Source organism: Nonomuraea mangrovi (assembly GCF_042681425.1).
GTDB classification, from domain to species: domain Bacteria; phylum Actinomycetota; class Actinomycetes; order Streptosporangiales; family Streptosporangiaceae; genus Nonomuraea; species Nonomuraea mangrovi.
In genome coordinates, this window is the sequence record NZ_JBHUFV010000068.1 from 220214 (window position 1) to 238513 (window position 18300).

At 69.1% G+C, this 18300-nt stretch carries 19 protein-coding genes, 2 tRNA genes and 1 pseudogene; 13 read left to right on the forward strand and 9 right to left on the reverse strand.

Features of this window, described 5'->3' with window-relative positions:
• Positions 1–362 precede the first annotated feature (362 nt).
• On the reverse strand, positions 363–791 hold the full coding sequence (locus ACFSKW_RS44785) for a hypothetical protein (RefSeq protein ID WP_379580701.1): 429 nt from the start codon (positions 789–791) through the stop codon (positions 363–365).
• Positions 792–928: 137 nt separating this feature from the next.
• Here ACFSKW_RS44785 and ACFSKW_RS44790 point away from each other — a divergent pair, with 137 nt between their 5' ends.
• Genes ACFSKW_RS44790 through ACFSKW_RS44800 form a run of 3 tightly spaced genes read left to right on the forward strand, consistent with a single transcriptional unit; the run spans position 929 to position 1936 of the window.
• Positions 929–1255, forward strand: coding sequence for a PadR family transcriptional regulator (locus ACFSKW_RS44790; protein ID WP_379580702.1), 327 nt, complete (start codon positions 929–931; stop codon positions 1253–1255).
• Positions 1252–1608 (forward strand): DUF1048 domain-containing protein, encoded by a 357-nt coding sequence (locus ACFSKW_RS44795; RefSeq protein ID WP_379580703.1) that lies wholly within the window; start codon positions 1252–1254, stop codon positions 1606–1608. The genes ACFSKW_RS44790 and ACFSKW_RS44795 overlap by 4 nt, the downstream gene beginning before the upstream one ends.
• A 1-nt stretch (position 1609) precedes the next feature.
• Entirely contained in the window at positions 1610–1936 is a 327-nt protein-coding gene (locus ACFSKW_RS44800) for a DUF1048 domain-containing protein (RefSeq protein WP_379580704.1), read from the forward strand.
• 18 nt (positions 1937–1954) lie between these two features.
• Here the strand turns inward: ACFSKW_RS44800 and ACFSKW_RS44805 are convergent, their stop codons facing one another.
• Positions 1955–2140, reverse strand: coding sequence for a hypothetical protein (locus ACFSKW_RS44805; protein ID WP_379580705.1), 186 nt, complete (start codon positions 2138–2140; stop codon positions 1955–1957).
• 527 nt (positions 2141–2667) lie between these two features.
• A complete protein-coding gene (locus ACFSKW_RS44810) occupies positions 2668–3060 on the reverse strand; it encodes a nuclear transport factor 2 family protein (protein WP_379580706.1) in 393 nt (130 codons plus the stop codon).
• A gap of 76 nt (positions 3061–3136) precedes the next feature.
• Between ACFSKW_RS44810 and ACFSKW_RS44815 the strand changes: the two genes are divergently transcribed.
• Positions 3137–3616 (forward strand): AAA family ATPase, encoded by a 480-nt coding sequence (locus ACFSKW_RS44815; protein ID WP_379580707.1) that lies wholly within the window; start codon positions 3137–3139, stop codon positions 3614–3616.
• A 289-nt stretch (positions 3617–3905) separates the two neighbouring features.
• Positions 3906–6545, forward strand: a complete 2640-nt coding sequence (locus ACFSKW_RS44820) for a hypothetical protein (RefSeq protein WP_379580708.1) — start codon at positions 3906–3908, stop codon at positions 6543–6545.
• A 173-nt stretch (positions 6546–6718) separates the two neighbouring features.
• Here ACFSKW_RS44820 and ACFSKW_RS44825 read toward each other — a convergent pair whose 3' ends face one another.
• Positions 6719–7297 (reverse strand): hypothetical protein, encoded by a 579-nt coding sequence (locus tag ACFSKW_RS44825; protein WP_379580709.1) that lies wholly within the window; start codon positions 7295–7297, stop codon positions 6719–6721.
• 74 nt (positions 7298–7371) lie between these two features.
• On the opposite strand from ACFSKW_RS44825, the gene ACFSKW_RS44830 reads away from it, so the two are divergent.
• The 4 genes from ACFSKW_RS44830 (at position 7372) to ACFSKW_RS44845 (ending at position 11229) form a co-directional block, all read left to right on the forward strand.
• Complete coding sequence (locus ACFSKW_RS44830; RefSeq protein ID WP_379580710.1) at positions 7372–7830, forward strand: MarR family winged helix-turn-helix transcriptional regulator; 459 nt, start codon at positions 7372–7374, stop codon at positions 7828–7830.
• 284 nt (positions 7831–8114) lie between these two features.
• Entirely contained in the window at positions 8115–8858 is a 744-nt protein-coding gene (locus ACFSKW_RS44835; RefSeq protein ID WP_379580711.1) for a DUF3592 domain-containing protein, read from the forward strand.
• 957 nt (positions 8859–9815) lie between these two features.
• Complete coding sequence (locus ACFSKW_RS44840; protein WP_379580712.1) at positions 9816–10469, forward strand: RNA polymerase sigma factor; 654 nt, start codon at positions 9816–9818, stop codon at positions 10467–10469.
• A complete protein-coding gene (locus ACFSKW_RS44845; protein ID WP_379580713.1) occupies positions 10381–11229 on the forward strand; it encodes a CU044_5270 family protein in 849 nt (282 codons plus the stop codon). The genes ACFSKW_RS44840 and ACFSKW_RS44845 overlap by 89 nt, the downstream gene beginning before the upstream one ends.
• A gap of 351 nt (positions 11230–11580) precedes the next feature.
• On the opposite strand, the gene ACFSKW_RS44850 is transcribed toward ACFSKW_RS44845, so the two are convergent.
• A complete protein-coding gene (locus ACFSKW_RS44850) occupies positions 11581–12561 on the reverse strand; it encodes a serine hydrolase domain-containing protein (protein ID WP_379580714.1) in 981 nt (326 codons plus the stop codon).
• Between the two features lie 378 nt (positions 12562–12939).
• Here ACFSKW_RS44850 and ACFSKW_RS44855 point away from each other — a divergent pair, with 378 nt between their 5' ends.
• The 4 genes from ACFSKW_RS44855 (at position 12940) to ACFSKW_RS44870 (ending at position 14596) form a co-directional block, all read left to right on the forward strand.
• Positions 12940–13839, forward strand: a complete 900-nt coding sequence (locus tag ACFSKW_RS44855) for a hypothetical protein (protein ID WP_379580715.1) — start codon at positions 12940–12942, stop codon at positions 13837–13839.
• A gap of 105 nt (positions 13840–13944) precedes the next feature.
• Positions 13945–14355, forward strand: coding sequence for a hypothetical protein (locus ACFSKW_RS44860; RefSeq protein ID WP_379580716.1), 411 nt, complete (start codon positions 13945–13947; stop codon positions 14353–14355).
• Between the two features lie 83 nt (positions 14356–14438).
• Positions 14439–14512 (forward strand) — tRNA-OTHER (locus tag ACFSKW_RS44865).
• 12 nt (positions 14513–14524) lie between these two features.
• Positions 14525–14596, forward strand: a tRNA-Pro gene (locus tag ACFSKW_RS44870).
• Between the two features lie 125 nt (positions 14597–14721).
• Here ACFSKW_RS44870 and ACFSKW_RS44875 read toward each other — a convergent pair.
• The 4 genes and pseudogenes from ACFSKW_RS44875 to ACFSKW_RS44885 all read right to left on the reverse strand — a co-directional run bounded on the left by ACFSKW_RS44875 (position 14722) and on the right by ACFSKW_RS44885 (position 18093).
• Positions 14722–15024, reverse strand: coding sequence for a hypothetical protein (locus ACFSKW_RS44875; RefSeq protein ID WP_379580717.1), 303 nt, complete (start codon positions 15022–15024; stop codon positions 14722–14724).
• A 554-nt stretch (positions 15025–15578) separates the two neighbouring features.
• A pseudogene (locus ACFSKW_RS55040) lies at positions 15579–15914 on the reverse strand (zinc finger domain-containing protein); the annotation flags it as partial.
• A 25-nt stretch (positions 15915–15939) separates the two neighbouring features.
• Positions 15940–17217: an FAD-dependent monooxygenase gene (locus ACFSKW_RS44880; protein WP_379580718.1), complete on the reverse strand. Its 1278-nt coding sequence runs from the start codon at positions 17215–17217 to the stop codon at positions 15940–15942.
• An 18-nt stretch (positions 17218–17235) separates the two neighbouring features.
• A complete protein-coding gene (locus ACFSKW_RS44885) occupies positions 17236–18093 on the reverse strand; it encodes an alpha/beta fold hydrolase (RefSeq protein ID WP_379580719.1) in 858 nt (285 codons plus the stop codon).
• Between the last annotated feature and the right edge of the window lie 207 nt (positions 18094–18300).

Consider the following 18300-nt stretch of genomic DNA (forward strand, 5'->3'; position numbering starts at 1 on the left):
CACGAGTACGCCTGCGTCACCCTGATGGAACGAATCGCGGGCGCCAGCTTTCCAGCGGATGCCGAAAGGCCGGATTCGCCCGGTGCGGGATTCACTGTCGCCAGCCCCGGTACCAGGAATGAGCGATACCGAGTTCGCCCACTTCATGGGTCGCCCGCCGCGGAGCTGAGGCCAGCGTCGCCGGCTCCATGCAACCGATGAAGCCGGCGACGCCCGTCCTGGAAAGCCGTTTCAGCCTACGACCTAGGCTCCGGACCTGGGGAGATGAGAACCCAGAAGGGGTCTTGGTTGAGAAGTCTGTATCGCTCGTAGAACCATCTCAAGGCCGTGCCCGCCCGGCTGTTGTGCGACTGCAACAGTTGCTACAAACAGCGCTGGCCCGGCCCCCCGCCCCGCCGGCCGCGACGGAACGGCGGCGGGACGTGCCGCTGCAGGAGAAGACACTGTGGCGGATGCTCTACGAATCCGCCTCCCGTGCCAGCGCCGTGCTCGCGCTGACCTTGAGGACCTGGACCTGCCCAACAAGCAGGCCTGGCGAGGACCTTCCCGTCGGCGGCCTCGACGAGCTCGTTCACGAGCTCGGTGGCGAGTGTGTAGCGGACTCGGTAACCCATCTCGCGGGCGCCCACGCCCGAGGAGCTGCGCGGGCGTGCGGTCGTGATCCTGTCCAGTTCGGCGCTGGTGTAACTGCGGCAGAAGTGCTCAGGGTCGGCCGGCATGCGGCCGACCAGCCAGATCGTGGCGTCAACGAAGGAGTCGACGTCGCCGGGCCAGGTGGTGATGTCGAGCATCCAGTCGCGGGTCGATGATTCGAATCGCTTCCGCCGGTCTGCGCTCGCCGCTCGCTTCGCATTCGTTCACTACTCTGTGGTACTGTGTAGTGGTACTCGGTACTACAAGGTACCAGGAGGACCGAAAAGGACCCACGATGGACGACCTGACGGAGATGCTGAAGGGCACGCTTGAGGGCTGCGTGCTTGAAATCATCGGCAGCGAGGAGACCTACGGGTACGCCATCACGCGTCGGCTGAACGAACTCGGCTTCGCCGACGTCGTCGAGGGGACGGTGTACACCATCCTGCTGCGGCTGGAGAAGAACGGGCTCGTCCAGGTGACGAAACGACCGTCCGGGCTGGGCCCGCCGCGCAAGTTCTATGCACTCAACGACGCGGGGCGCAAAGAACTCGCGACGTTCTGGGCGAAATGGGAGTACGTCTCATCACGAATCGACAAGCTCAAGGAGGGCGGGAGATGAACTTCTGGGAGACCATGACAGGCAGCGATCTCACCAGGGAATGGAAGGTGTTCGAAGCCCGAGCCGCGGCATTGCCGGCCGACTACCGGGCGGCGTGGGAAGAGATCAAGGGTCATCTTTCTCCCTACGCAGACTTCACAGGCCGGAACCTGATGCCGATTCTCGACGGTGCTCTGGGGCTGCTCGAGGAGACAGCGGCCGATGGGCAGAGCATTCACGACGTGCTGGGTGACGACATCGAGGGCTTCTGCGCGGCGCTGGCCGGCGGAGAAGGGGCCCGGACCTATCGCGACCGGTGGCGCGAGCAGTTGAACAGGAACGTCGCAAGGAAATTGGGCCGGCTAGGAGGCTGACGTGGGCATCCAGGACATCATCGAGGGCAAGAAGCAGTGGCGGGCGCACGTGGCGCGGGTCAAGGCGCTCCCGCCGGACTATCAGATCGTCTACAAGGAGATTCAGAGGTACCTCTTCAAGGTTGGACCGATCGACTTGCTTGACGGGCCCCTGCTCTCAGGGATCCTCGATTTCTTCGAGGAGGGCGTCGCGGCCAACAGGGGAGTCCTGGCACTCATCGGCAACGATGTCGCTGCCTTCGCCGACGACCTGATCAAGGACTCGCGCACCTACGCGGACATCTATCAGGAGTCCATCAGCGGGAAACCCGGCACGGCCGAGAAGTAACACCCGTCGACCCGGCCTTTAGCCCTTGATCAGCGCCAGCGCCTGCATCATCGGCGCATGCACGGTGTGGGTCGACCCGGACTCCAGCGCCTCGATGATCTGAATCAAGCCCGTGCGGTGGTGGTTGGTGTAGCAGGCGCTGAACACGCGCTGCTTGTGCTGCCGGTACGAAGATCCCGCGGCCTTCAACTCGTGCAGCAGCATCACCAAAGTCTTGTAGCCGCCGGGCACCGAGGATGAATGACGTCCTCGACCGTCTCGGTCGGCGCCTCAGCGCGGCCTCGGTCATCTTGAATCTGAACTCCAGCCCCCTCACCGGCACGGCCCAGTCGACGTCTCCACTGGCAGTGACCAGCTCCGCGTCCACGCGATCGGCGCTCGCGGAGCCACCAATGAACTCCGGCGGACACCCGGAATCGGCGAGGCCACCGGCGACCTGCCGGGTGAACTCGCCCAGCGGCGACAGCCGCGGAGACGATCGACGCGTGTGGACAGAGACCGTGTGCCATCGGCCGCATCGCGGCTGCCCAGAACAACATGCCCCGAGTGGATGGTGACATCGAGGTCGCCCTTCCGCCGTGCCTGCCTGTTCTGATCCCTCTGTCATGCACAGCAGGAAGGCGACGTCCGTGGCGTCCCGCGCAGTGGAACGGCTACCCGCGCGGGCCGCTTCCCTCTGACCGCTATCCGGCAAGACCCCCCGAACCCATCCTCCACACCCGAGTGGGGGATCAAGCCCTGATCGCGGTGCCCTGGGCGGAGACGAGGCGCCAGGTATCGTGGGCGTCGGCGGCGTAGACGTGGGTGTAGCGGCTTCCGGCGCTGAACGTGGTGCCGTCGGGGTTGGTGAAGTTCATGCCGGTACGCCCGACGACGATGCCTACCGTGCCGATGACCCGGACGATCGCCTCGTCCGGGAACGAGTGGATCCGCGGAAACCGGAGGGATCCGGAGGCCATCAGGTCGAGCAGGATCCCCCTGTCGGCGACGGCCCCGTCTTCGACCCCGACCAGGACGAAGTCGTCCGCCAGCAGTTCCTCCAGAACGGCGAGATCGCTTGCCACGAGGGCGTCGAAGAAGCTCTGGTCGTGCTTGAGGAGGGTGACCCGATCGAAGCTGCTCATGTTGCGACGGTAAACGTTGACGCTGGTGACAAGGTCAAGCCAGCCTCAGGGGCGGGCGGTCCGGTAGTCTCGGCCGATGGCGAAGATCTTGGTCACAGGGATGTCGGGCACCGGCAAGTCCACGGCGTCAGCGATGCTGGCGGCCCGGGGTCATCGCGCCGTCGACACCGACACCGACCAGTGGAGCCACTGGGTGACCCTGCCCGACGGATCCACTGATTGGGTGTGGCGGGAGTCGGCCATCAGCGACCTGCTCGCCAACCACAGTGAGGGCGCCCTCTTCGTGGCCGGTTGCAAGTCCAATCAGGGTCGGTTCTACCCGCAATTCGACCACGTCGTACTGCTCAGCGCTCCCGCTGAGATCATGCTTGCCCGCATCGCGACGCGAACCAACAACCCCTTCGGCAAGCGCCCTGAGGAACGTGCTGCCGTCCTGCGCGACCTGGCCAACGTGGAGCCACTGCTCAGGGCCACCTCCACTGTCGAGATTGACGCTTCTGCGCCGATCGACAAGGTCGTCCAGCAGCTTGAAGGACTGGCGCAAACGACGCCGTGACCAGGGGTTGCGGGAACAGGCGTTCCACCCCCACCGCTTCGCAGGCCGCCCACAGCTGCCCGCGCCGCGATCCCTTTTGGCAATCAGCCTGGCGGTCGTCATTGCGATGATCGCGCCGGCCCACAGCTCGCCCTGCTGCGTCCCGGGTCGTGGCCACCCTCGCCTCGCGGTGCTGACGCCGGCGGCCCAGCTCCTCCGGAAACGCGCCTCTCCGATTGTCGGTGCGGATCAATAGGCTGCGGCCCGTGATCGAGAACAGGGTATGCCCGGCCCGAATCGAGGCACCCGTATGAACCCCGTGCAGGAGGTGCTCGACCGCATCGAGGCCGGCTCCGTCGCGAGCCTTGTGTCGTTCCTTGACGGCCTCGGCGACGACGACAAGCGCGCGGTGGCCCGGCACTTGCCCGCTCACCTGAGCGAACGCGGGCGCGCCGGGTTCGAGGCCGAACGGCGGGTCCGGGAGCTGGCGCCCCTCTACCGTCTGGCCGGGGCGGCCTGCTTGAGCGGGGCGGAGCAGGTGGCGACCTGGCTCAACCGGCGGGAGCTGCGCTGGGTGGAGCCGGAAGTCGACGCCGCACGGGTCATGTCCGTGCTCGGGAACCGGCCGGAGAAGTGGCGTCGCGACCTGGCCGTCCGCCTGGTGCGGCGGCTGCGGCCGACCACCGGTTCGACGTGGCGGCGCGTGCAGGCGCTGGCGAACTGGGACCTGGCAGCGGCGCTGGCGATCGAGACGGACGCCGAGCCGCCGGAGAACGACGCGTTCGTGTCCGGGTGGGTGTTGCGGACGGCCGAGCGGCAGCGGATGAACGGAGGAGTCCCCGTGCTCGCCGATGACCGGCTGCTCGATCACATGCTGCCGCGCCTGTTCCGGGCAGAGGGCGTGGCGGACGGGCTGGGCTGGAACCGAGGTTGGGCGGACAGCCACACCATCATCGGGGAGCTGGTCGCGCTGGCCGGGGCGGGCCGCGTGCCGCGCCAGGCGCTGCTCGACGGCTGCGCAAGCCGGTTCCTGGCCGGAGGCGATGCGGCCGAGGCCGGTCCCTTCGTCGCGTTGTGGCGGGAGCTGAAGCCGGAGGTGGCCGAGATCCCGGTGGTCGACTTCGTACGGCTGCTGCCGTCAGCGTCCTCGCCCGTCGTGCAGCTCGCGCTGGATGAGCTGCATCGGGCGGAGTCCGCGGGAGTGCTCGACGATGAGTTGTTCGCCGAGGCGGTCCAGGCGCTGGCGTACCGGCCGGAGAAGAAGAACATGGCGGCCGCGGTGAAGTGGATCGGCGAGGCGCCCCTGTCCAAGGGCGGCATCGCGGTGGCCGCGTTGGCGCCCGTGTTCGACGTGGACACACCCAGCCTGCGCGAACGTGCGGTACGGGTCGCGGTCAGGCTCGCCCCGCACACCGCCGAACCCGACAGGGAGGCGATCCGTGCGGCGGCCACGCGGCTGCCCGCGGACCTGCGGGAGCGGGTGGCCGCTGCCTTCGGCGCGGTGGACAAGGTTCAGCCGGAGCCCGTGGCGGCTCCCGCGCTGACCGCGACGCCACTGCCGGCCTTGGCCCCGCCCATCGGCTCGGTGGCGGAGCTGGCCGCCGAGCTGGACAAGCCGCTCTGGCCGGTGGATCCCGCGCGGTTCGAGCGCATCCTCGCCGCCCTGGTCGAGCTGACCCACCAGGACCGTGACGCCGTCGCGGCGGGGTTGCAGTCCTGGTGGCGGACGAACTGGCAGCACCCGTTCGAGGCGAGAACCTACGTGTACGGCGTCGCCGGCTTCGACGAGGACATCGGTTGCCTGCTGTCGCGCTGCGCGCTGGCCATCGTGTCGCCCGCGGACGGCCGCGAGCTGACCGCGATGTTGAACGACGACAGTAGCCGCTGGCCGAGCTCCGAGCCCGCCCCGCAGCGCTTCGTCCAGCGGCGTTTCCGTGAGGTCATGTCCCTGTTCGAACGGGGCGAGACGATCCCCCTACTGCTGGCCACGCCGACCTCGCCCACAGGGCACGTCGACGCCGCCACCCTCCTCGCGCGCATGGAGTGGCTGAACGACACCGAGCCGCTCGAGTCCGACTTCCTGCAGGCGTTGCTGCGGTTGCCGCGCCAGATCGATCCAGAGCTGGTCGTGCGGGCGGAGAGATTGCCGTCGGAGGCGGGCCGGCGGCTGGCGGCCTGCCTGCGTGACGGCGGGCTGCCCGACCCCGTGGTGACCTGGGAGCTGGAGGCGTTCGACCGCCCGGAGAGCTACCACGAGTCGCTGCGGGAGGCGCATGCCAGGCTCGCGCCGCCCGAGGGCGTGTCCGGGCGGCTCGCCGAGCTCTGGACGCTGGCGCCCAAGACCGGCTATCCCGCCTTCTCCCGGAACATGGGGTGGTGGCCGCCCATCATGCCGTCCCATCGGGAGGTCGTGGCCGCGCACGTACTCGAGTGCCTGCCGTGGGTCATGGACAGCACCGACGGCCAGGTGGAGGTCGTGGCCGCCCTGGCGCACGGCGACGGCCCTGTGGGCATCGCGACCGCAAGCACGATCGTCATCGGCATGGGGCATCAGCTCCCTGCCGAGCGTGCCCTGGCCGCCGACGCCATCATCACGCTGGCCGCGTACGGGGAGTTGCCCGCGGCCGACCTCGGCCGCGCCGTGGGCCACATGGTCCGCAACGAGCAGGTCAAGCTCAACCGGATCACCGGCATCCTCGACGAGGTCACGGCGGCCGGGGCGCACGCCGAGGTGTGGACGGCCCTGGCGCAGGCGCTGCCGCTGCTGCTGCCGGGGCCGGGTGAGAAGGCCAGGGCGGGGCTGGGCGAGTTGCTCAAGGTCGCCGTGCGGACGGCGGTGTGCGCGGGGGCGCGGGGCGACATACCTGGGCTGGCGGAGCTGGCCACGCGCAAGGGCTCGAGCCTGCTGATCCACGAGGCGCGGCGCCTGCACGAGGTGATCTCCGCCTGAGTGCGTACCGCGCGGCGAGGAACGAGCCCGAGACATGAACGCGTTGCGGCGTACGCGCTCGCACCGGCTCGGGTTCGCCCTGCGGGTGAGGACGGCGGGCCGGGCCGATCGTGCCCCGGCGCGACCCGCGCACCGGCTACCGCGTCCACTCCTCCGCCTACGTGCGCGGGACGTCACCTGGTCGCCCTCACCGGCGGGGTGCTGATCACTCGATGGACGCCACTTGACCGACCGTAGGGCCCATCGGCGTTCTGCTGGTCCGGCAGGCGCTGAATGGGCCGCGCGGCGCGACGACTCCGAGCACATGGAGGACCTGTGGGCGTGGATGCCCGTCTCGTCAGGCGCGTCGACTGCCTTCGACTCTGACCGAGGTGCTCCAGACGATGTGGGCCGACAGCACGACGATGCAGGTCAGATCGACCACCGTGCTGAAGGGGCGCGAGGTCGGCACGCAGGTCGGGGTCCGGCAGGATCAGCAGGAGGAAGGTCGACTTGCCGGCCACCGCGGCGATCGCGGCAGCCCGCCGCGCCGGCGGGAAGAAGGCCGCCCAGACCAGGGCCGCGCCCAGCAGCAGTTGGAGCATGCCCCGGTGCTGAAGCAGCGCCAGCGTCATCGGTTCGGGGTCGATCACCCCGTAGGTCCATTCCAGCGCGTACGAGGTGATCAGTGCGAGGGCGGGGAGGGTGGTGACCAGCCCCATCGCCACGAGGGCGACGCGAAGGGCGGTCTCACGAGTGGTCACTGAGCTCACGGCACACTCCAATTCATCAGCTGTGCTGACGATCATAGTAACTGATGATTGGCGCCATGGCGTATGTTGCCCTCATGGGAGAACCGACCTCGGCCGCGCAGTTGGTCACCTCGGCGACCAGCCACATGATGCTGCGCCTCGGCGACGCCGCCCGCGCAGTGATCGGTGACGCGCTGGACAGCTGGTCTCTCACCGGCCGTGACCTGCGCGTCCTGAGCGTCGCCCACGGTGAGGGGCTGTCCCAGCGCGAACTGGGCCGGCTCACCGGCATGGACCGGACGACCATGGTGGCGGTCGTGGACAAGCTGGAGCGGCTGGGCTACGCGCACCGTGAACGCGACCTCGCTGATCGGAGGAAGTACCTGGTCAGGCTGACCGATGCCGGCACGACGGTGGTGGATGAGGCGCTCGATCGGCTGGCCAAGGCGGAGGCCGAGTTCCTGTCGCCGCTCAGCGCGGCCGAACAACGGCAGCTCAACCGTCTGCTCGCCCGGCTCTATGAGACACACGACCCCACCTGCGATCCGCTGTGACCGTCCAGCGGCGCCCAGTCGCGCCCGCCTGTCCAGGCGCGGAGTAGAGGGCGGGCGAGCTCGCCCTTCCCCACGAGGTCGGCCATGCCTGCGGCATGCACGGTGAGGCGTGTCGCGGCCGCCTCGAGCACGGGTTGCTCGCTCGTCCGGGTGGCGCGTCGGCGGCCGCACCTTCGTCTCGGTCGTGCTCAGTGCTTGCCGGTGCCTGCCGGCCAAGCCGTCGTCGGGCCCGAGGTCGTGTACCGCGTCCGATGGTTCTGCGTCGACCCCCATTCAGAACTCGGGTGGAACTCCAGCTGATCATCGCCCGTATTTCAACAAAAGCGACATATCAGCGGAGGCCAGTGAAGCAGCGTCAGCGACGGCTCAGGCAGCGGCGGCGGCGTCACCACCAGCTCGCCACGAAGGGAGCGTCGCCACGCCCCTTCAAGCTCCGCGAGCAGCGTGCGCCGTTCCAGGCGCTGGTGCTCGCCGTGTGCGCGCTCGCCATGGTCGTGGTCACCGTTTTCTCGTTCTACGAGATGCGGCAGACGCGGCAGGTCCTCGCACGCGGAGTGCGGACCACGGCGACCGTCGTCGAATCCCAGCATCACCGAAAGTCCCCAGATCGTGTGGTCGTGGAGTTCACGACGAGCCGCGGAGAAGAGGTCAGCGCCGCTCTGTCGGATTCGGTCGATGCGCGCGACAGTCCCGTTGGTAGCTCACTGGATGTCTTCTATGACCCGGAGCAGCCCGATTACGTCATCAACGCGAAGATCACCGACATCAGCCACCACTACTTCAGCATCCCCCTCGGGATCGCGATGACGATCGGGTTCGCAGGGGAGGACTACACGTCTGGCGCCGCCATCACAGCCAGTCGCGGTTGCCGCCGCGGACGGCCGTACGCAAACCGTGATGAGCCGCAGGCGCTCACCATGCCGCCGATGGTGCTGTCGCCTGGCGTTCATGCTCGCTCGGACCCGCATCGAGGATTCCATCACCGGCGTGCGGTGGGCCAAGATCGCCATCCCGGTCAGGCAATGTGACAGGAGGCGCGCCGAACATGGACACTCGGCGGCGAACTTCAACATGATCTCGACAGGGGAAGGCGTCGTAAGGCGCAAGCGGATTCGGGTTCCGGCGGCATATCCGCGGGGGAGGGCGGAGGGGCAGGCCGTCCGTTGGTCTGACCTCAGCTCTCTCCACCAGACCCGCGACCTGGTGGAACGGCTCAACGCCGAGCACCCGGCGATCGACGCTCTGATCCTCGCCGCGTTCCGGTTCAACCCGACCCGAGTGGGGACCGAGGAGGGCTTCGAGCGCTGGGCGGGGCGGCCGAATCCACTGGGACGACCTCCAACTGCAGGACAAGTACCCGGTCGCTCGCCGCGACCATGCAGGGAGCCAGGGCCAGCGAGCTGCTGGGGGCGGCCCACGTCTCGAAACGCACGAGGTACGTGCTGTACAACCCCGTGTACGTGGCGACCTCGCTGCACGAGCCCTTCAAGCAGCCGCTGCGCGGCCTCGTGAGGGCGGCGTCGGCAGTATTCCCAGTCCGCCCTCCGATAAGTCAAGCTCCGGGAGGAGAGGCTGCCACTCGTAGTCGTCGACGTGCCGCGTGATGAACCATGGCGGGATCCGCGTGGTGGCCCAGGCTGCGGGGTTCGCGAGGCCACGGTATCGGGCCGACGCTCCTCTCTGGCCACCGTCCCGCGCATGCTGCGCGAACATGACGAGGGTCATCCTGCGACGCCGCGGGTGACTGCGACGGAGCCTGACCAGCGGTCCGTCCGAGTCGCGACGCAGGGGAACGACGAGGCGCCAACGGCTGTCCGCTCGTTCCTCAACCCCGCATCAGGGCGATCCGGCCCGTACGACCTTGCAGGGACGGTGAGGCCTCCTCAAAGGGCGGTGGGGCCCACGGGAAGACGATTCCGGCGTGCGGCGAAGGATGAGTGACCGTGCACCACACATGAAGGCAGCCTGATGACGGAGACAAGAATTTGATCGCCGAAGCGGGCGAACAGATGACCGACGCCGAACTCGTCGCCCGGTACCGGCGGGACCCCGACCTGTTCACCGTCGTGCACGACCGCTACTTCCGCGACATCTACCTGTACGTGGCCGGCCGACTGGACACGCAGATCGCCGAAGACATCACGGCCGAGACGTTCCTGCTGGCCTTCGACCAGCGCGACCGATTCGACCCGGAGCGCGGGGGACTGCGGCCCTGGCTGTTCGGCTTCGCCACCAACCTGATCGCCAGGCACCGGCGCAAGGAGACCCGCCACTACAGGGCCCTGGCCCGGCTTGGTCCGGAACCCGCCCTGGAAGGCCACGAGAACCGGGTCGTCGCCTCCGTCGCCGCCCAACGCATGCAGCCGCACCTGGCCAAGGCGATGGCCGCGTTGTCCGGCGGCGAGCGCGACGTTCTGCTGCTCGTGGCCCTGGGCCAGCTCAGCTACGACGAAGTGGCCCAGGCGCTCGGCATCGCCGCCGGCACGGTGGGCTCCAGGCTCAGCCGAGCGCGCGCGAAGATCCACGCCCTCATCGACAAGGAGACAGCCCATGGACGACCTGAACGCGCTCGCCACCCTGCTGACCAAGCCCGAGCCGCCCACCGAGGCGATCACTCGCAGCAGAGGCCGACTCCATGACCGGATGCGAGGCCGCGTGCGGCGGCGGATCGGGTGGCTGATGCCCACGCTCGCCCTGGCCACCGCCGCTGCGGCGGTCGTCGCCGTGCTCGTCACGGGCGGGACCACGCCCGACGGCATACCGGTCTCGGGCAGGGAGGTGTTGCTCATGGCCGCCGCCAGTGCCGAACGCACGCCCCAAGGTTCCGGGACGTACTGGCACGTCACCCGTGAGTACCGGGACGTGGACATTCCTCGGACGGAGAGCTGGACCACGCGTGACGGCCGGCGTTGGTCCAAGGGCGAGCCGGACGACCCTCCCGGCGTCATCGTGCCAGACCCGTCCCCGCTCCGGCTCAAGGGTGCCGAGGTGAGCATCGAGGATCTCGAAAGGCTGCCGACGGAGCCGGCGGAGTTGACGGCGCGGATCGCCGGGCTGCAGGGGCGTGACGGTGGCATGACCGCGTCTGAGCAGCGCGGCGACCCGCTGTTCTCCCTCGTCGCGCTGATCTCGGAACTGCCGACGCCGTCGGAGGTCCGTTCCGCGGCGTTCCGGGCGCTCGCCGCGACGCCGGGTGTCGAGAGCACGGGCGCGGTCGAGGATGGGCAGGGACTGCGGTTCCCCAATCCTGACGGCGGGCCGGAGATCAAGCTGGTCGTCGATCCCGAGACCGCTCGGGTGACTCGTACCAACTATCTCTACGGCGACGACGGAAGCGTGTCGTGGGGCCTGAGATCCATCGGGGTGACCACCGGCTGGACGGATCAGCCTCCCCGATAGGGACTCCCAGGTCAACGCTCGTCAGCCGCCGAGCCTTGCCCTTCCCTGGTATAGCGAACGGATGGGGGGCACGGGGGTGGCGAGGGAACGCCACGGAAGTGCGGTTCCGCGGCCGCGCGCATCAGCCAGCTGGCTAGGGCGATGGGGCGACGTCCATGACGTCGTCGGGGGTTGCCCACTGCCTCTCGGGTGCGCGGCGAGCTGGGCGTCGGCGGAATCGATCGCGCCAGTCGGGGCCGTCGTCATGGTGGGGCCGCTCGTTGGCGGCTGTGGCATCGTTCGGGATAAGACCGCGTCCCCGGATGGAGGGGATCCAGGACGATGCCATTCACCGGTACGACGTGTCGGTCCTCAAAGTGCGAGAACGCGGGCGATGGGCCAGACGCCCGGGGAGGTGTTGGAGAGCACGGTGCAGGTGGTGCCGGTGTGTGGGTCGTGGGTGGACTTGAACGACGCGCCGGCGTCGTACCCGACCAGGATGGCCGTGTCGGTGCTCTTGTGCAGCCAGAAGCCGAGACCGTAGCGCATGGATTCTTCGGGTACGTCGCAGCGTGGCCGTACTATCTCGTCGACGGAATCCACTATGTCGCCGGCGAAGAACGCGCGCCAGAAGGTGGAGATGTCGGCGGCGGTGGTGTGGATGCCGCCATCGCCGGTGGCCAGCACCGGCAGGTGGAAGATGTTGGAGCGGTCCGCCCCGTTCAGTGGCAGGTAACCCACGGCCGCGTCAGCGGGCAGCTCGTCGGAGCGGAGGAAGTCGGTTCTGGTCATGCCGGCCGGGCGGAGCACCCGTTCCCGGACCAGGTCGTGGTAGCCGACGCCGCCCGCCCGCTCCGCCAGCAGGGCGAGGACCACGAAACCGCCGTTGCAGTAGCCGAACCGCTCACCGGCCCGGAACTTGGTGGGATACCCGTCCAGCAGGGGCAGGAAAGCCTCGGTGGTAGTCAGCTCGTGCGCCGCGCCGATGACGTAGTCGGTGATCTCGGTGTCGGCCTCTTCGTCCAGGTAGTCACCGATGCCAGAGGTGTGTGTGAGCAGATGTTCGACGGTCACGTCGTCCGCGATCAGCGGTAGATCCCTGCCGAGCAGGGATCGGGCGGTGGTGCTCAGCTCCAGCACGCCGTCCTGGACCAGCGAGAGCACGGCCAGGGCGGTGAACCCCTTGCTGCCGCTGGCGATGCCGAATCTGGTGTCCAGGGTGTTGGGAACGTGGTAGGTGCGGTTGGCCAGCCCGTAGGCCTTCGCGAACTCGACCTGGCCGGCCCGGTCGACCCAGACCACACCGGAGAAGCCGGTTTCCTTAGCGATCTTGTCGATGTCCCCCTGTGGCATTGCCGCAGACTAACCCAGGCCCGCGCCAATGCCGAACCTATTTATATGAGGCGGGTGCTTCGCATGCCACGCGATCACCGGCCGGTGCCGCTACGGCGCACGCCATCCTTGGTTCGGCGCGGACAACGCGATGAGCAGGTCGAACGCCTCTCGTCTGAGGCGTTTGACGCAGGTCTCACCGACAGCTCTTTGTCGGTGAGGTCGCCACGTGGCGGCGGCACTCGGCATCGGCTGGGGAGCGGTGCTGCGGCGTCCCGCCGAGCTGCTTCGCCGGGCAGAAGCGACGCGAAGGAACCGGTACGGAGATCGACGGGCACGGCTCGGCAACGGAAGAAATCCGATCGCGGTCGTTGGCGATCGGCGGCGATGATGGCCGCCATGAAGTTCCGCAAGGACCGAGACCGCTCATGCCGCGAGATCCTGCTCGAGCTGTACGACTCGCTGGATCGACGCTATCGGCCCGAGGATGTCGCCGATCTGGTGCTGCAGGCGCTGGAGGGGAACCTGTCCAGGCGCGAGCGGGTGATGCTCCAGCGCGCGGCCAGGCACTCCTCGCGCAACGCAGCATGGTTCTCCTCGATGTCCACGGACTACGCCCGGCCGGTCGGCGGTGCGCGGCAAGTCACGGCAGCAACCCGGCTGTTTGAACGCTCCGTGGAGGTCGACCCCGACGACCCGAGGTCGCTGCTGGAGTTCGCGACGACCATAGGGAGCGCCATCCGGTGGGCGCCGGACCGTACCGACTTCCTTGCCGACCGGCTCAACCGCGAGTCCCGGGACGCGGCCGGGATAGAGCTGTCCAAGCGACAGTACAACCGCCGCTTTCGCACGCTGCGCAGGCTCGCGGCCAAGGCGGACACCCTGGGCGTCGAACAGGACAAGCGGCGGCTGCTCATGCTGGGCGTGACAGGGTTCGGCGCCGACATCCCGCGCGAGCGTTTCCTGGCCGACGTCGACGCCGCGTGCTACGTCGCCTACTACACCGCGCGGCGCAAGCTGCGCCGGGAGTTCACCCTGTCGGGGCGGGACAACCCGTTCGATGAGATCGCCTCCGTCCTGCTCGACCGGTGCACGGACTCCAGCGACTGGTGGATGATCGCCCAGGTGCGGGCGACACCTGACGTCCTGGAGCGCCTGACCGAGGAGGAGCGGGGACGCCTTCTCGGCCAGTGGTCGGCGGTCATGCGGCACAGCGCAGGCATGCTCCGCGACCGCTGGAATCCCGGCACCGACCGCATCTCGATGATCGTGCGGCCGGGCGACGACTCCACTACGTGAAACAACCTGGCGGTCGCCTACAACGCCGCCCGAGCGGGGTGGCTGGCCTGCCTGGCCTCGCTGGACGCGCTGGACCTGCTGGACGTGGCCTGCCCCGGCAAGGTCATGCGGCTGATGGCGGCCGACCTGGCGGCCTGGCACCACAGCGCAGGGGACGGCGTCGACCCCAACACCGCGGTGTGGGCCGCGTTGCCGCCGCCCTGGGAGGTCCTGGACGGAAGCAGCGCCTGCACCCGCGCCGACGTCGAGGCCGCCTGCCGTACGGCCGGGCTCGACCCGGAGGGATCCGGTTGGACGGCGCCTGCCGCCCGGCGCGTTGTGGCCGTGTTCCGGCCGACGCCCGAGCTGGTGCACGGCGTGAGCATCGCCGATCCGGTCTGGGCGTCCCTGCTTCGGCGGGCGGGAGTGTTCAGCGGCAAGCACGTCAAGCCAGAACTCGCCGCAGACGCCGGCCACGGGCTGGCCTCCGGGATCGTGGTAAGCGAGCTGCCCACGACAGGCCGTCCCACAGAGTAGGGGAGTGGTGTCGCCCTCGCGGCGGGAAACGCCCGCCGATAACCGGTGGCACTGCCGGGGAGGGACCGAGCAGACTGGGCTGGGCGCGCCGTAGTTCAGTGGTAGAACGCCTGGCTCTTCTTCCAGGTGGTCGCCGGTTCGAGCCCGGTCGGCGGTGCCTGGAGGTGGCCTCGTTGTAGCTCAGAGGTAGAGCGCCCGGCTCGGGACCGGGTGGACGCCGGTTCGAGCCCGGCCAGCGAGGCCCTTCCAGATCTGCCGTGGGCGACGGCCAAGCTCGATCACGCCCGCTGCGGCGACGGCAGGGGGCCTCGCTCCGTCGGCCGTCGAGCCCTGACAGGTCTGGCGCTCCCGGCCCGCCGTGTGTTCTCAGGACGGGCACGGCCCTGCCAAGAGCTCGCCGACCTGGACGACCGCGAACTCGACCTGGCTCTGCCCCTCCTCCCAGTTGGCGATCAGCGTACAGCCCTCGTCGGCGAGCAGGTCGCCGCCCGACCGCTCGGTTCGCAGGTACATCAGCCCCTCCTCGCCTCCGGTGCAGAAGAAACTCAGGTGGGCGAACAGCTCAGGCGGCGTGAGGTCGGCCAGCGCCTCCTGCCACTTCTCGGTCGCCTCCGCCTCGAGGGGAAGGAGGCTTTCGGGGCTCGTGCCGAGCGCGGTGGCGACCCGCATCGCGTCGAAGAGAGTGCCGTCTGAGACCAGCCGCGGGTGGCAGACGGTCCAGGTGTCGCGCAGATCGGACGCGGCGAGGTCGTACCGCGCCAGCAGGGGAGCCAGGTCGCCGCCCAGGACGAGCCGGCCCGCGAAGCACCCGCCGCGAGATCCGCCTCGAACTCCGGCGGCAGCCCGGCTTTGTCGAACCCGAAGACCGACCGGCTCGCGTCGAACTCCAGTAGTGGCTCCTCCAGGTCGAAGATCGGGCAGTCCCAGACGACCGGCTCGGCACCGCGGAGGGCAGCAGGGTTCACCCAGACGGTGTCCTGCGCGAAGCCGAGCTCGTTGATGAGGTTGCCGCCGAAGAACGTCGCGTAGACGGCGTCGGCGTCGAAACTCGTCAGCGGACGGCCGAGCAGGATCTCAAAGGCGCCGGTCAGCTGTTCCAGCCACGAGCTCGAAATGTTCGCGAAGCGGATTTCATGTTGGGACCATAGAGGCCAGGTCCGTCATTCTGTGCAGCTCTCGGACTCCTGGTCATGCTCGAGGCGGTGGCCGTTGTTGCGGCTTCGTCATGGTCGCGGAACATGCGCAGGACCGTGGCCGGGGAGGGGTGTCGGCCTTGTCGAGTTCGGGGCGGGTGGAGATCTTCTCGGAGAAGATGCGGGCGGCGTTGAGCGCGTCGAGTTGGGTGTCCAGGGACTGGCGGACCGTGGAGGCCGATCCCGTATGTGCCCTGCCGGTCCGGCTCTGGCCGCGGCGGGACGGGGCAGCTCGATCCAGAGCGTGCCCGGCTTGTGGAGGGGCGGGGTCGCCACGGTGAGCGCCTTGGCGAGGGAGGGAACGAGCCGGAAGCGGGCGGTGTGGTACTGGACGGCCAGCTTGCCTTTGCCGGTCCGGCAGGGCGAGTCGGCGGAGGCGGGCGAGCACTCCTCACTCCACCCCGAGCCCGCTCCCGAGGCCGCCTCCGGGGTCGCCCGCGAGGCCGACCAGGCCTCGTGATGCGGTGGGCGACGGCGGGTAGTCGTCGACGGTCATGGAGTCGTGGAGGCGTGCGCTCTTGGTGGTGAGGCGAAGGAAGGCGCGGCTGAGCCCCGCGGGCAGGGCGGAGATCAGGCGGGCGCCCCGGGCCAGTCCCCGCACGCCGAGGCGTGAGGCGGGGATCAGGGTCTTCGTCGCGCTGAGCGCGGCCGCGCGGCTGCCGCGCACGTGCTGCGCCATCGCGCGCTCGTAGGCGGGGAAGGCACGCTCGTGGTCACTGCCCGCCCGCGCCAGCTCCCCGGCGAGGACGTATGCGCCGACGACGGCCAGGCTGGTGCTGCCGCCGACGGCCGGGCCGGGGCAGTAGCCCGCGTCGCCGACGAGCGTCACCCTCCCTCGTGACCACGTGTCCATGCGGAGCTGGGTGATCGAGTCGAAGTAGAACGCCGAGGTGCGGTCGAGCTCGTCCAGCCAGCGGTCCACGTCGGGATGCATGCCGTCGAACGCACCGCGCAGCAGCTCCTTCTGCCGGGGCACGTCGTGGTGGTGGTAGTCGAGCTCGCGCTCGCTCCGGAACAGGAACAACGCCCGCGCGTCGTCGAGGTGCCGCGCGCCGTACATGCCGGCGGTGCGGCCGACACCGACGTGCATGAGGAGCTCGCCGTCGAGCCCGGAGACGTTCGGCAGGGTCAGCACCCCGAGGTAGGCGCCGGTGAAGGCGCTGAAGCGGGACTCGTCGCCGAAGACCAGGCGGCGCACGTTGGAGTGCAGCCCGTCCGCGCCGACGACGAGGTCGAAACGGCGCGGCGCGGTGTTCTCGAACCGTACCTCGCCGTCGGGCGAGATCGCGGTGATCGAGTCGCCGAAGATGTACTCGACGTCGTCGCGCGTGGCGTCGTAGTAGATCTCGCTCAGGTCGTCGCGCATGATCTCGACGTGCCGGTTGGAGGTGGCGCTGAAGATCTTGGAGAGGTCCACCCGGACGGGACGCCGCGCGTCCTCCTGATGGACGGTCATCCGGTCGGTGCCGGTGGACCGCTCCTCGACGCGCGGGAGCACGCCCATCTTCTCCGAGATGTTCATCGCGGGCCGGAACAGGTCGACCGCGTGGCCGCCGGTCTTGCGCAGAGTCGGCGCGCGCTCGACGACGGTGACGGCGAAGCCGTGCCTGGTGAGCCAGTACGCCAGCACCGGACCGGCGATGCTGGCGCCGGAGACGAGAATCCGCACGGGGTCCCTCCTTGTCATTCAGTCCACCCGTACGGCGTGGCTCGCGGTGAAGGCCAGCAGGGGAGTGGCGGTCCGCGGCGGATCCTCGAGCAGGGGCGAGTGCCCGAGACCGGGCAGCAACACGACCTGCGCGCCCGGAACCGCGCGGTAGTCGGAGGCGGATGAGGATCGCCATCTGCGATCGTCCTCGCCGAAGATCACCAGTAGCGGCTTGCCCAGGACCGTCAGCCGGTCCGGGAGCGCCTGCTGTTCCATGTAGTGGCGGGTGGCCTGCATCGTCGTGGTGAGCGTGTGGTAGGTCATGGCGCGCACCTCGTCCAGGAGCTCTTGTGGGATCCGGTAGCCCGCGCGGCTGAAACCGGTGCTCGCGAACTGGCGGAGCTGCTCGTCGGTCGGCGGCCACTGCGACGGTCCGAATGCGGCGGACTCCGGTGCGATGAAGGCGTCCAGGCTGGGGCCGGTGTTGATGAACGCGAGCGCGGTCACCAGGTCGTGGCGCTGTTCGGCGAGGGCGGTGGCGACCGCGCCGCCGCTGGAATGGCCGACGACTACGGCGTGCTCGACACCGAGCCGGTCCATGGCCGCGCCGACCCTGCGTGCCTGGTCCGGGAGCGCGTAGCTGCGGTCGGCCGGTTTGGCCGAGCGGCCGTGCCCGAGCAGGTCGATCCGGATGACGCGGTGAGATCCGGTCAGCAGGGGAACCATCGGGTCCCACGATCGGGTCGAGGATGCGGACCCGTGGAGGAGCAGGAGTGCGGGGGCGTCGCGGGGGCCGTCCTGGCACACGTAGATGTCGCCGTCGTCCATAGGCAGGGTCGAACTCTCGGTGGCCTCGGCGCCGCCGTTCACGTGCGGTCCGCCGTCAGAAACAGTCATGAGCCCACTGTCGCCGCCGGTACGCGCCGGCGGATTGGACAAATGTTCCCCTCCGTCGGCTCGCTAGTGCCGTGACAGGTCACGTTTGCCTTGTTGGGACATGCCGCATCAGCCCCTGGTCGGCTGGGGCACTGTGTGATCGCCTCACACTGCGGGCACGGCTGCACGAGTGCGGGTCCGTAGGATTAGTGACAATGAGGGTCGCAG

Excerpts from the sequence above, each read along its gene's own strand:
- ACFSKW_RS44850 (WP_379580714.1), bottom strand. The coding sequence starts at position 12,561 with ATGCCACAGGGGGACATCGACAAGATCGCTAAGGAAACCGGCTTCTCC.
- ACFSKW_RS44815 (WP_379580707.1), top strand. The coding sequence starts at position 3,137 with ATGGCGAAGATCTTGGTCACAGGGATGTCGGGCACCGGCAAGTCCACG.
- ACFSKW_RS44855 (WP_379580715.1), top strand. The coding sequence starts at position 12,940 with ATGAAGTTCCGCAAGGACCGAGACCGCTCATGCCGCGAGATCCTGCTC.
- ACFSKW_RS44820 (WP_379580708.1), top strand. The coding sequence starts at position 3,906 with ATGAACCCCGTGCAGGAGGTGCTCGACCGCATCGAGGCCGGCTCCGTC.
- ACFSKW_RS44860 (WP_379580716.1), top strand. The coding sequence starts at position 13,945 with ATGCGGCTGATGGCGGCCGACCTGGCGGCCTGGCACCACAGCGCAGGG.
- ACFSKW_RS44790 (WP_379580702.1), top strand. The coding sequence starts at position 929 with ATGGACGACCTGACGGAGATGCTGAAGGGCACGCTTGAGGGCTGCGTG.
- ACFSKW_RS44830 (WP_379580710.1), top strand. The coding sequence starts at position 7,372 with ATGGGAGAACCGACCTCGGCCGCGCAGTTGGTCACCTCGGCGACCAGC.
- ACFSKW_RS44885 (WP_379580719.1), bottom strand. The coding sequence starts at position 18,093 with ATGACTGTTTCTGACGGCGGACCGCACGTGAACGGCGGCGCCGAGGCC.
- ACFSKW_RS44795 (WP_379580703.1), top strand. The coding sequence starts at position 1,252 with ATGAACTTCTGGGAGACCATGACAGGCAGCGATCTCACCAGGGAATGG.
- ACFSKW_RS44805 (WP_379580705.1), bottom strand. The coding sequence starts at position 2,140 with ATGCTGCTGCACGAGTTGAAGGCCGCGGGATCTTCGTACCGGCAGCAC.
- ACFSKW_RS44845 (WP_379580713.1), top strand. The coding sequence starts at position 10,381 with ATGGACGACCTGAACGCGCTCGCCACCCTGCTGACCAAGCCCGAGCCG.
- ACFSKW_RS44785 (WP_379580701.1), bottom strand. The coding sequence starts at position 791 with ATGCTCGACATCACCACCTGGCCCGGCGACGTCGACTCCTTCGTTGAC.
- ACFSKW_RS44810 (WP_379580706.1), bottom strand. The coding sequence starts at position 3,060 with ATGAGCAGCTTCGATCGGGTCACCCTCCTCAAGCACGACCAGAGCTTC.
- ACFSKW_RS44875 (WP_379580717.1), bottom strand. The coding sequence starts at position 15,024 with ATGCGGGTCGCCACCGCGCTCGGCACGAGCCCCGAAAGCCTCCTTCCC.